Consider the following 11,001-nt stretch of genomic DNA (forward strand, 5'->3'; position numbering starts at 1 on the left):
TGATCATTGCCGCCGGGCCGGGGAGCGGCAAGGGCGGGCCGGGCAGGGCAGGCATGCCACCGGCGCTGGCCCGGGCGGAAGCGGCCGGCGGTGCTCCCGCAACGGGCCGATCTGGGGTATGGGGATGCCAGGAGCCGAACCATGAACGCCATCGCCGACGAGATCGCCCGCCTGTTCGAGACCGCCGCCCGCGCCGCCCGCGCCGCGGCGGAGCAGCTCGCCCGCGCGCCGCGACCGGCGAAGGATGCCGCGCTGCGGGCCGCCGCCGCGGCGCTCCGTGCCCGCAGCGCGCTGATCCTGGAGGCGAACGGCGTCGATCTCGCCGGCGCGCCTGGTCTCTCGGCGGCCTATCGCGACCGGCTGACCCTCACCCCGGCCCGGGTCGAGGCGATGGCGCGGGGCCTCGAGGAGGTGGCGGAGCTGCCCGATCCGGTCGGCCGCACGCTGGCGGAATGGAGCCGGCCGAACGGGCTCCGCATCCGCCGCATCGCCCAGCCCATCGGCGTCATCGGCATGATCTTCGAGAGCCGGCCGAACGTCACCGCCGATGCCGCCGCGCTCTGCCTGAAATCGGGCAATGCGGTGATCCTGCGCGGCGGCAGCGAGAGCCTGCGCAGCGCCGCCGCCATCCATGCCTGCCTCGCCGAGGGGTTGCGCGCCGCCGGGCTGCCGGAGGCCGCGGTGCAGGTCGCCCCCACCGCCGACCGTGCCTTCGTCGGCGCCATGCTGCGCGGGGCGGGGCTGCTCGACCTCATCATCCCGCGCGGCGGCAAGGGGCTGGTGACGCGGGTGATGGAGGAGGCGCGGGTCCCGGTCCTCGCCCATGCCGAGGGGCTCTGCCACACCTACATCCACGCGGCGGCCGATCCCGCCATGGCGCGCGGCATCCTCGCCAATGCCAAGATGCGCCGCACCGGCATCTGCGGCGCGACCGAGACGCTGCTGGTCGACGCGGCCATCGCCCCGGCCCTGCTGCCCGTGCTGGTCACCGATCTGCGGGCCCTGGGATGCGACTTCCGCGCCGATGCCAGGGCCCGCGACATCTGCCCGGACCTGCCGGCGGCATCGCCCGAGGATTTCTCGACCGAATGGCTCGACGCCCGGCTCTCGGTCGCCGTGGTCGACGGGGTGCAGGCAGCGCTGGCGCATATCCGGCGGCACGGCTCGGAACATACCGAGGCGATCGTCACCGAGGATGCGTCGGCGGCAGAGGAATTCCTCGCCGGCCTCGCCTCGGCCGTCGGGATGTGGAACGCTTCGACCCAGTTCTGCGACGGCGGCGAGTTCGGCTTCGGCGCCGAGATCGGCATCGCCACCGGGCGGCTGCATGCCCGCGGGCCGGTCGGGCTGGAGCAGCTCTGCACCTATCGCTACCTCGTGCTGGGGACCGGCCAGACCCGTCCCTGAGGCACCGATCCCTGAGGCACCGGGGTTGCCACCCCCCGTCAGGGGATCTTGAGCGGCGCTGCGGTTCCCGCAGGGCGGCAACTGATATAGCGTCCCGGCAATGATCCGCCTGGGAGATGCGCCTTTGCCGTGCTGCCACCCCGGATGCGGCGGCGCCCGGCCTCCGCCTGCCATCGGCCGCCGCGGGACCCTCGCCGTCCCGCCGGCCGCCGCGGTGACGGCCGGGCCCGGGCATTGGGGCGACAACCGGCGGAGCCGCATCGGGCTGCTCGGCGGCAGCTTCAACCCGGCGCATGCCGGGCATCGGCATGTGGCGGAGGTGGCGCTACGCCGGCTCGGCCTCGACCAGGTCTGGCTGCTGGTCTCGCCCGGCAATCCGCTGAAGCCACGCCGCGGCATGGCGCCCTTCGCCGAGCGGCTGGCGAGCGCCCGCCGCATCGCCGATGGCCGGCGGATCATCGCCACCGATCTCGAGCAGCGGCTCGGCACCCGCTACACCATGGACACGCTGACCCTGCTGCACCGGCGCTTCCCGCGCGCGCGCTTCGTGCTGGTGGTGGGGGCGGACATCCTCGGCCAGCTCCCGCGCTGGAAGCACTGGCGGCGGATGGTGCGGGAGACGCCGATCGCCGTGCTGCCGCGGCCGGGCGAGACGCGGCAGGCTTTGCGGGGGGCGGCGGCGCAGGCGCTGGCGCAGCATCGGCGGCGACCGGCGGCGCTGCTGGCCGGTCCGGCGCCGCGCCATGCGCCCTGGTGCCTGCTGCCCGCCCGGGAACACGCGGCCAGTGCGACCGCCATCCGTGCCGCCCGGGCGGCGGGCCTGCTATAGGGCTGGTCGCCGCCTCAGGGGCGGGTCACCGGCGCCGAGGCGGTGATAGACTGCGGCCGGGACACGGCCAGGAACGGAACAGGAGGCGCACATCGCGCGCAGCCCGAAGGCCCCCGGCGGGGGCGAGGATGGAACGCGGCGCCGGACACCGGCCGGCACGACGCGGTCAGGCACGGCCCGGACGGGCATGACGCGAACGGGCACGTCGCGGGCAGGCTCGAAGCCCGGCCCGGCGAAGCCGGCGGCCAAAGGCGGGACCGCCGCGGCGCCGAAGCCCGCCGCCCGGCCGCGCGCGACGCCGCCGGCCAGCCTGAAGGCCAGCGCGGCGGCGCTGCGCAAGCGGCAGATCGCGGCCGGGCCGGATGCGGTGCCGAAGCGGCCGCGCAAGTCGAAGGTCACGCCCGACCGGCTGGAGCAGCTGGTCGCGGTGGCGCGCACCAGCCTCGAGGACGACAAGGCCGAGGACATCCGGGTGCTCGACGTCACCGGCCGTTCCGACTTTACCGATTGCATGATCATCGCAACCGGCCAGGTCGAGCGGCAGCTGCAGGCCATGGCCGTGCATGTCGAGGAGGCGCTGGAGAAGGCCGGCCGCAAGCTGCGCCGCAGCGACATCCAGGCCTCGCCGGACTGGGTGCTGATCGATGCCGGCGACCTGGTGATCCACCTCTTCCGGCCGGAGGCGCGGGCGACCTATGCGCTCGAGCGCATGTGGGGGCCGGAGAGCCCGGCGCCGGAGGGGGCTGCGAGCGGCTGAGCGGGCCGCGCTCCGTCCATGCGGCATCTGCGGTGAAGCCGCCGCGCCTGATCGCCATCGGCCGGCTGAAATCCGGGCCGGAGGCGGCGCTCTTCGCGCATTACAACGCCCGGCTGCGGCCGCCCTTCCTGGTGACCGAGCTGCCGGAGGCGCGCGGCAGCGCCGCCGAGACGCGGCGGCGCGAGGGCGCTGCCCTGCTCGCCGCGTTGCCGGAGGCGGTGTTGCTCGTGGCGATGGATCTCGGCGGCGCGGCGCCCGGCAGCGAGGAACTGGCGGCGCTGGCGGCGCGCTGGGAGGCGACGGGACGGCCGCTCTGCTTCGCCATCGGCGGCGCCGAGGGGCTCGATCCGGCGGTGCTGGCGCGGGCGGAGCATCGCCTGTCGCTCGGCCCGCTGACCTGGCCGCATTTCCTGGTGCGCGGCCTGCTGGCGGAGCAGTGGTATCGCGTGCAGGCGATCCGCAGCGGGCATCCCTATCATCGCGCTTGGCGGCCAGGCTGATAGCGTGGTGGACAGTGGTGGCCGCCACTCCGACAATTCGTCGAGCCATGATGGAGGGGTAAGCGGATGCTCTGGCTGGTGCTCGCGGCGCTGCTCTGGATCGCCGTGCATATAGGTATCGCCGGCACGGCGCTGCGGGGCGCGATCGTTGCCCGGATTGGGGAAGGAGCGTTCCGCGCCGGCTTCTCGGTCTTCTCGGTCATCACCATTGTGGTGCTGGTGACCGCCTGGCGCCGTGCGGAAACCACACCGCTCTGGTTCGCGCCGGACTGGCTGCGCTGGGTGCTGGTGCTGTTGATGCTGCCGGCCTTCATCCTCTTCGTCGCCTCTGTCGCGCGGCGCAACCCGACCGCGGTCGGGGGCGAAGGCGCGCTCGATGCGGAGCCCGGCGGCATCCAGCGGGTGACGCGTCACCCGATGCTGTGGTCCTTCGCGCTCTGGGCGATGGTCCACATCCTCGGCAATGGCGATACTGCGGCGATCGTCTTCTTCGGCGCCTTCCTGGTGACGGCGCTGGCCGGCATGCCATCCATCGACGCCAAGCTGGCGCGGCGGGCGCCGGCGGCATGGTCGCAGCTGGCGGCGAAGACGTCGATCCTGCCTTTCGCCGCGATCGCCGCCGGCCGCAACCGGCTGCAGCTAAGGGAGATCGGCTGGGTGCCACCAGTGGTTGGGCTGATCGCCTGGGCCACCCTGCTGCACTTCCATCGCAGCCTGTTCGGGATCGCGCCGGTCACGATGGGGGGGTGAGGCCCCATCCGCACCTGCATCGAAGCGTCAGCCGTTGGGCGACCCGGATGGCAGCGCGAAATCCCGCTCCCAAGCGGGAGGATCCATCTGCGAGGCCTGCCTGATGGCGAGGCTCATCTGGATCTCCCGCTCCAGCTTTGTTCCGACGGCATCCCACCGGAAGAGGTCCATGGCGCGTGCGCGGCCGGCCTGGCCCATGGCGCGGGCACGGTCCGGATTGGCGAGGATGGTGCAGAGGGCGTTGCCGAGGGCCTCGGCATCGTTCGGCGGAACGAGGAGGCCGGTGCGGTCCGGCAGGACGATCTCGGCGAGGCCGCCGACCTCGGTGGCGACGACGGGCAGGCCAGCAGCCATGGCCTCCACGGCGGCGATGCCGGCGGGCTCGACGAGGCTTGGCATGCAGAAGACCGAGGCCTCGGCGAAATGCGGGGCAAGGTCCTGGCGGGGCACGCGGCCAATGGTGGTGATACGGGGATGGGTGGTGGCGGGAGCGCAGCCAGCGATGGTCAGGCTGGCTTCGGGGAAGCGCTCGGCGACGCGCTCGAAGGCGGCGAGCAGGGCCGGGCCACCCTTGCGCTCCCACTCGATGCCGACGAACAGGATCTTGCCGGCGGCATGCCGACGGGGATCCGGGGCGTGCGGGAGGGGCTCGACATTGGCGCCGATGAAGACGGTGGCGACGCGGTCGGGGTCGCAGCCGTATTCGCGGGTGAGGGTGCGCCGGACATGGCTGACGCTGACGAGCACCTTCTCGGCACGGTGGTAGAGGGCGCGCTCAAGGTCGAGAAACTCGTTCGATAGGAAGATACGCTCATCCTGGACCGCGTACTCGCGGTTGCTAAGGATGGTGTGGTCCGTATAGACGAAGAGCGGCCGGCCGGGCAGGGCGGCATTGAACAGGCCCTGGGTCTGCAGGACAAAATCGAAGCTGTCGGCCTCCTGGGCGAAGCGCTCGCGGATGATGCCGGAGAGCTTGCGGAACAGGTAGGGCGTGCGGAAGAAGAACGCGTGGCGGTCGGCCTGGCTGCGCAGGATGGACGGCCCGTAGGTGGCAACGCTGACCAACAGGTTGGCGGCGATCTGGTCGTAGCGGCGGCGGATCTCGTCCTTGACGTCGAAGACCACGACCTCATGGTTGCCGAAGCGACGCGCGACCTGTTGGCGCAACGCCTCGTTGGTATGCGAGAACGGGCCGAGTTGCGCGAACAGAATGCGCCGACGACGGCCAGCACGCCGCATCACTGCCGGTGCAGAGAGGGCCGAAACCGATTGTTGAGGCCGAAACGCAGTCAGAGCAATCATTCAGGGGTCTCACATCGGCTCGAAACAACGCAACCCTCGGCAAGCCATATTCTCACCGCGAGCACTTCGGCAGACAGAGCAGGCATCGGCATCCCAATGCGCTGATGTAGGCAGCACAGACTTTCGACATCTGAAGACCGAGCGCCGCAGCAGAAGACCTCCATCTCCTGCCATGACGATGGCATGCGGCTCAGCGAGCAACGCGCCGCATTCCCGGAACAAGTCAGCACTGCGGGCCGTCTGTGCCGATGCGCAGTTCCACTGCACCCGACGTCCAGCCCATACAGCGAAGTCGGTATCCTATCGATGCGCTGCCTACATCGACTGACTCCGTCTTCCTCCGGCAAGGAGAAAGCTATTGCATGCGTCGGGTTGCTTCAATGGGCACAAATTGTGATGTGCGCCCGTTCACGCATTGCATCGGACTTCGAATCCGCAACGGCACTGCGCTGCAACGCGTTCGCTGGCGGTACAGTATGCGCGTAAGGCGGTGTGTGGCCTGCAACGGCGTATATCATGTTCCATATGATCCGTTGCCGCTGGTGGCTGTGCATTCGCTGTCGCATCGTGTTGCGCCGCTCCATCATCGCTTACGTGTGACGCCATGATCAGCGATGCGAACGAACTCGTTCGGCTGCGTTGCGGAACGAGGTAGAGCTCGGTGCAGCGGGGCTCGTTGCAGCTGACACGCAAACCTGTCGCAGGGAGCATTGCGGCGCAGCATCATCTTGCGCCGCCGTAGCGATCCGCGGCGATGCTGCGGCGTCGTTCCGCATGCTTCTCGATCAAGTGGCGCGAGACGACTTATCGCAGCCTGTGCCGAACGCCATCCGCAACCAGCGTGCAGGCGGTCACGGCGAGCAGGATGGCGAGACCCGGCCAGATCGCGGCCAGCGGCGCGTTGAAGACCATCTCCTGGGCGCCCGACAGCATGTTGCCCCAGGACGGCGTCGGTGGCTGGATACCGAGACCGAGAAAGCTCAGTGTGCTTTCGGCCAGGATCGCCCCGGCGACCGAGAGGGCGCAGGCCACGGCAATGGGCGCGGCGATGTTCGGCAGTACGTGTCGGACCAGCAGCCGCGCCTCGCTCGCGCCGGCAATCCGTGCGGCCGCGATATAGTCCCGCCCGAACTGCGCGAGCGCCGCGGCGCGGGCGAGCCGCGCAACGGGAACCCAGCCGAAGCCGACGAGGATGGTGGCGATGCGCAGGATGTCGGACAGCGCCTCGCCGCGCGGCAGGCCAATGCGGCCGGTATCGACCGCCGCCAGCACCACGAGCAGCGGCAGGCTCGGCAATGCCAGCAGCCCGTCCGCCACGCGCATCAGGACCGCATCCACCCAGCCGCCGGCCCAGGCCGCCAGCAGCCCGATCGCCGTGCCGAGCCCACCGGCGCCCAGGGCGACGGCGAGGCCGACCGACAGCGAGACGCGGCCGCCATGGAGCAGCCGGAGCAGGATGTCGCGGCCGAGATCGTCGGTGCCGAGCGGATGGGTGTAGGAGGGCGGGGCGAAGCGCGAGAGAAGGTCGGGCAGGAAGGGATCCTGGTCGAAGCGCAGCTGCACCAGCGGCGCCGCCACGACGCCCGCCGCCAGCAGGCCCAGCAAGGCCAGGCCAAGCCAGAGGCGCATCAGGTGGCGATCCGCGGATCGAGCAGCCGCTGCGCGATATCGGCGGCGAGCGTCGCCAGCATCGTCACCAGCGCCGCCAGGAGCAGGGCGAGCAAGGCGAGGTTGTAGTCGTTGCCCATGATCGCGTCGTAGATCAGCTTGCCCATGCCGGGGCGGGCGAAGATCGTCTCCGTAACCAGCGCGCCGGAGACGAGGCTTCCGGCATCGAGGGCGAACAGCGTCACCACGGGGATGGCGGCGTTCGGAAAGGCGTGGCGCCAGAGGATGACGCTCTCGGGCAAGCCCTTCATGCGGGCCGTGCGGATGTAGTCGGCCCCGAGCTCGGCCTGCAGTGCCGCCATGGAGTGCCGGGCATAGGCGGCGAGATTGACGATGGCGAGGGTGGTCACCGGCAGCAGGAGGTAGCGCGCGGCGTCGCCGAGACCCGACGCTTCCGCTGTCCCGCCCGCCGGGAGCCAGCCGAGCTCGACCGCGAAGAGGATGATGAGAAGGATGCCGAGCCAGAAGGTGGGCGTCGACTGCGCCAGGATGGCAAGCGCATCGACCGCTGGCGCCGCCCGCGGCTGGGTGGCCCCGAGAGCGCCGAGCAGCAGGCCCAGCAGGGCAGAGAGCGCGAGGGACCAGCCGAGCAGCACGAGCGTGGAGCCCAGGGCAGGCCAGAGCACCTGCGCCGCCGGTACGGCAAACAGCCTGGAATGGCCGAAATCACCCTGCAGGACGGCGGTGGCCCAGGCCAGGTAGCGCTGCAGCAACGGCTGGTCGGCACCGTGGAGGGCGCGCATCCGCATGGCATCCTCCGGCGTCAGATGCGGGTCGGACATCATGGCCAGATCCACCGGATCGCCGGGCATGGCGCCCATGACGAGCCAGGTGAGCGCGGAGACGAGAAGCAGCGTGACCGCGATCTGCAACAGGCGGCCGATGAGGAGGCGGAGCATCCCGGCCGAGCCTAGACCATGACCCAGGCGCGCTGAAGCGCGCATCAGGGCTCAGCCCTTGATTTGAGCGCGCGACGGCCGGGCGGCGGTCAGTCGACGATATGATAGCCGCCATCGACATAGATGGTGTTCCCGGTGATGCGGTGCGCCGCATCCGTCACCAGGAACGCGGTCGTCATGCCGACATCCTCGATGTCGACCAGGGAGCGCGATGGCGCCTTCTCGGCGGCGCGGTTGAGAAGCGCGTCGAAATGCGCAAGGCCCGAGGCGGCACGGGTCCGCAGCGGGCCGGGCGAGACCGCATGCACACGGATGCCGCGCGGCCCCAGCTCGGCCGCCATGTAGCGCGTCGCCGATTCCAGGGCCGCCTTGACCGGCCCCATCATGTTGTAGCCCTCGACCACCTGCGTGCTGCCGAGATAGGTCATGGTGACGAGCGTCCCGCCATCTGGCATCAGCGGCACGGCCAGCTTCGCCATGCGGATGAAGGAATGGCAGGAGACGTCCATCGCCGTCAGGAAGCCGTCGCGCGAGCAGTCCACGACCGGCCCGTGCAGATCCTCCCGCGGCGCGAAGGCGATGGAATGCAGCAGGAAATCGAGCCGCCCCCATGCCGCGCCGATGCGGGCGAAGACGGTCTCCAGCTCCCCCTCCATCCGGAGATCGAGCGGCAGGAACAAGGGGGCAGCGACGGCCTGGGCCAGCGGTTCGACATGGGGCCGCGCCTTCTCGTTCAGATAGGTGATCGCCAGTTCCGCGCCGAGCTTGTGAAAGGCCCGGGCGCATCCCCAGGCGATCGACTGGTCATTGGCGATGCCGGTGACGAGGCCCTTCCGGCCCTGTAGCGAGAGTCCTGGTATGTCACTCATGATGGGATCCTGTAAGGAGCTGACCCACCGGCGGTGAGAGGGGCCAAACGGGCGTTAACGCGCCTGCTGATGGATCATCATGACCAGCACCGCCGCCACCAGGGCCGGCAGAAGGAGAAAGCCGCGCACGGGACGCGACAGGAAGGATGCATCGGCCCCGATATGGCACCACGGGGCAGGCTCCTCCAACTTCCACCGAGGGAATGCTGCATCGCGGCGGCTGCTGCGTCGAGGCGCGAAGATCGGTTCCATGCGTTCGTTCAGGGCGCGGAAGGCGCGACACAGATCCAGGCAAAGCGTCATGCAGCACGAGGATTCGCACCATGCACTTATTTCATTTTAAAATCAGTATTAGTGCAAGTTACGAAAATCGGCCGCGGCAACGGATCCCGTCAGCGACCGGAAAAGTCGCCATGCCAGGCGGGTTGCCGTCGGCGCGTTCCGCGACCTGCGCGCAGGTCCTTGCCGCGCGCCGATACTGTCCCATCGCGGCACGCCATTCGTAACCGAGACACATCTCCCCTCTATCGATCGACCCAGACCGCGAGAGACCTGCCCTGGTCTCGCGGCATGACGGGCTGATGCGAGCGCAGCCGAATTTATTACAATTAATTCACAAAATGCGTAACGGCGGCTTGCTCTCCAGGCCGGATCACGAAACGCATCCATCCGGTCACCAGCCTCCGGCCGCAAGACATGTTGCAGCGAAGCAAGTCTCGCCGAGGTGCCTGGCATCGATCCGTCAATGACGGACCGAGGGGTGACCGATATCGCAATTCTCGCCTGCCCATCTCGGAGAACAGGCGAGAAGAGATTGCCTCATAGCAAGCGCTGCGCGCAATGAGCGCAAATTCACATTTGAAATTCCCTTGATTGTTGAAAATTATCCCTGTTAGTGGCGCATATCCGGTGATCATCAACTTTTAGTGGTGATCCCTATCCGTTGGAGGCACCTCACTGCATGGCGACGACACTCGGATCCGTTGGTTTTGCCACTCCTCTCGGTGAACTGGTCAGCGGCAGCGACGAAGCGCTGCATGCCGAACTCGCCGACTACAAGGCAGCCGGCGCGACCTGGGTCCGTACCGATTTCTGGTGGGACCTGGTGAAGCCGACCGCCAATGGCGGCTATGACTGGTCGACGGTCGATCGCTTGGTTGACGCCGCGAATGCGCACGGGCTCGAAGTCATCGGCGAACTGCTCGGCCTGCCCTCCTGGGTGACCGATAGCGGCGGCGTCGCGGGCAATGTCTCGGCCTATGCCGACTTCGCCAAGGCCGCCGCAGAGCATTTCGGCGACAGGGTCGACTACTGGGAGGTCTGGAACGAGCAGAACCTCTCCGGCTTCTGGGGCGGCCAGCCCGACGCCGCGGCCTATACCCAGATCCTCAAGGCCGCCTACACCGCCATCAAGTCCGTCGATACCGACGACCTCGTCATCTCCGGCGGCCTCTCCCCCGCCCCGGATTCAGGCAGCGGCTGGCAGAGCGCCGTCTCCTTCCTGCAGCAGATGTACGCCAACGGCGCCGCGGACTATTTCGACGCCCTCGGCTTCCATCCGTATTCCTGGCCGCTCATGCCGGACGATACCGCGCCTTGGAACGGCTTTCAGATCATGAAAACCGGCATCCGCGACCTGATGGTCGCCAACGGCGATGCCGACAAGCAGATCTGGATGACCGAGTTCGGCGCCCCGACCGATGGCGGCACCGGCGCCGTCAGCGAGGCCGATCAGGCCACCATGCTGCAGCAGGCCATCGCCTTCCAGCAGAACACCGCCTGGGCCGGCCCGCTCCTCTACTACTCCTACCAGGATCGCGGCAGCGGCAGCTGGTCCGGCTACTCCACCGAGAGCTTCTTCGGCCTCGTCCATACCGACGGCTCCCATAAGGCCGCCTATCACTACCTGGGCACTTCAAGTCAGGCCTTGCCACCTCCATCTGGTCGCTGACGGACGTTGTGAGAGGTGGAGATGGCAGGATTGGGCGGCGTCGGCGGCGATCTCGATCGCTGGCTGGAG

General features: G+C 69.2%; 11 protein-coding genes. 6 read left to right on the plus strand and 5 right to left on the minus strand.

Features of this window, described 5'->3' with window-relative positions:
• The first annotated feature begins 141 nt into the window (after positions 1-141).
• The 5 genes from HJG45_RS18820 (at position 142) to HJG45_RS18840 (ending at position 4,243) form a co-directional block, all read left to right on the plus strand.
• Positions 142-1,407, plus strand: a complete 1,266-nt coding sequence (locus tag HJG45_RS18820) for a glutamate-5-semialdehyde dehydrogenase (protein WP_171613836.1) — start codon at positions 142-144, stop codon at positions 1,405-1,407.
• A 100-nt stretch (positions 1,408-1,507) separates the two neighbouring features.
• Positions 1,508-2,236, plus strand: coding sequence for a nicotinate-nucleotide adenylyltransferase (locus HJG45_RS18825; protein ID WP_171613837.1), 729 nt, complete (start codon positions 1,508-1,510; stop codon positions 2,234-2,236).
• Positions 2,237-2,423: 187 nt separating this feature from the next.
• The gene (gene rsfS, locus HJG45_RS18830) at positions 2,424-2,993 is read left to right on the plus strand and encodes a ribosome silencing factor (RefSeq protein ID WP_171613839.1); all 570 of its coding nucleotides are present in this window, start codon (positions 2,424-2,426) and stop codon (positions 2,991-2,993) included.
• Positions 2,994-3,025: 32 nt separating this feature from the next.
• The gene (locus HJG45_RS18835; protein ID WP_368040629.1) at positions 3,026-3,493 is read left to right on the plus strand and encodes a 23S rRNA (pseudouridine(1915)-N(3))-methyltransferase RlmH; all 468 of its coding nucleotides are present in this window, start codon (positions 3,026-3,028) and stop codon (positions 3,491-3,493) included.
• Positions 3,494-3,559: 66 nt separating this feature from the next.
• Positions 3,560-4,243: an NnrU family protein gene (locus HJG45_RS18840; RefSeq protein ID WP_171613841.1), complete on the plus strand. Its 684-nt coding sequence runs from the start codon at positions 3,560-3,562 to the stop codon at positions 4,241-4,243.
• Between the two features lie 27 nt (positions 4,244-4,270).
• On the opposite strand, the gene HJG45_RS18845 is transcribed toward HJG45_RS18840, so the two are convergent.
• The 5 genes from HJG45_RS18845 to HJG45_RS18865 all read right to left on the minus strand — a co-directional run bounded on the left by HJG45_RS18845 (position 4,271) and on the right by HJG45_RS18865 (position 9,284).
• Complete coding sequence (locus HJG45_RS18845; RefSeq protein ID WP_171613843.1) at positions 4,271-5,410, minus strand: glycosyltransferase family 4 protein; 1,140 nt, start codon at positions 5,408-5,410, stop codon at positions 4,271-4,273.
• A 939-nt stretch (positions 5,411-6,349) separates the two neighbouring features.
• The gene (locus tag HJG45_RS18850) at positions 6,350-7,174 is read right to left on the minus strand and encodes an ABC transporter permease (protein WP_171613845.1); all 825 of its coding nucleotides are present in this window, start codon (positions 7,172-7,174) and stop codon (positions 6,350-6,352) included.
• Positions 7,174-8,112: an ABC transporter permease gene (locus tag HJG45_RS18855; protein WP_171613847.1), complete on the minus strand. Its 939-nt coding sequence runs from the start codon at positions 8,110-8,112 to the stop codon at positions 7,174-7,176. Before HJG45_RS18855 ends, HJG45_RS18850 begins: the two co-directional genes overlap by 1 nt.
• An 89-nt stretch (positions 8,113-8,201) precedes the next feature.
• A complete protein-coding gene (fabI, locus tag HJG45_RS18860; RefSeq protein WP_171613849.1) occupies positions 8,202-8,981 on the minus strand; it encodes an enoyl-ACP reductase FabI in 780 nt (259 codons plus the stop codon).
• Positions 8,982-9,035: 54 nt separating this feature from the next.
• Positions 9,036-9,284, minus strand: coding sequence for a hypothetical protein (locus tag HJG45_RS18865; protein ID WP_171613851.1), 249 nt, complete (start codon positions 9,282-9,284; stop codon positions 9,036-9,038).
• Between the two features lie 658 nt (positions 9,285-9,942).
• Between HJG45_RS18865 and HJG45_RS18870 the strand changes: the two genes are divergently transcribed.
• Positions 9,943-10,932 carry a cellulase family glycosylhydrolase gene (locus HJG45_RS18870; protein WP_171613853.1) on the plus strand — a complete coding sequence of 330 codons (990 nt, stop codon included), beginning with the start codon at positions 9,943-9,945 and terminating at the stop codon, positions 10,930-10,932.
• Positions 10,933-11,001 lie beyond the last annotated feature (69 nt).

Source organism: Roseicella sp. DB1501 (assembly GCF_013112485.1).
Lineage (GTDB): Bacteria > Pseudomonadota > Alphaproteobacteria > Acetobacterales > Acetobacteraceae > Paracraurococcus.

What these genes read in the sequence shown, in the direction of transcription:
- HJG45_RS18840 (WP_171613841.1), top strand. Translation starts at nt 3,560, where the DNA reads ATGCTCTGGCTGGTGCTCGCGGCGCTGCTCTGGATCGCCGTGCATATA.
- rsfS (WP_171613839.1), top strand. Translation starts at nt 2,424, where the DNA reads ATGACGCGAACGGGCACGTCGCGGGCAGGCTCGAAGCCCGGCCCGGCG.
- HJG45_RS18850 (WP_171613845.1), bottom strand. Translation starts at nt 7,174, where the DNA reads ATGCGCCTCTGGCTTGGCCTGGCCTTGCTGGGCCTGCTGGCGGCGGGC.
- fabI (WP_171613849.1), bottom strand. Translation starts at nt 8,981, where the DNA reads ATGAGTGACATACCAGGACTCTCGCTACAGGGCCGGAAGGGCCTCGTC.
- HJG45_RS18855 (WP_171613847.1), bottom strand. Translation starts at nt 8,112, where the DNA reads ATGCTCCGCCTCCTCATCGGCCGCCTGTTGCAGATCGCGGTCACGCTG.
- HJG45_RS18820 (WP_171613836.1), top strand. Translation starts at nt 142, where the DNA reads ATGAACGCCATCGCCGACGAGATCGCCCGCCTGTTCGAGACCGCCGCC.
- HJG45_RS18825 (WP_171613837.1), top strand. Translation starts at nt 1,508, where the DNA reads ATGATCCGCCTGGGAGATGCGCCTTTGCCGTGCTGCCACCCCGGATGC.
- HJG45_RS18865 (WP_171613851.1), bottom strand. Translation starts at nt 9,284, where the DNA reads ATGACGCTTTGCCTGGATCTGTGTCGCGCCTTCCGCGCCCTGAACGAA.
- HJG45_RS18870 (WP_171613853.1), top strand. Translation starts at nt 9,943, where the DNA reads ATGGCGACGACACTCGGATCCGTTGGTTTTGCCACTCCTCTCGGTGAA.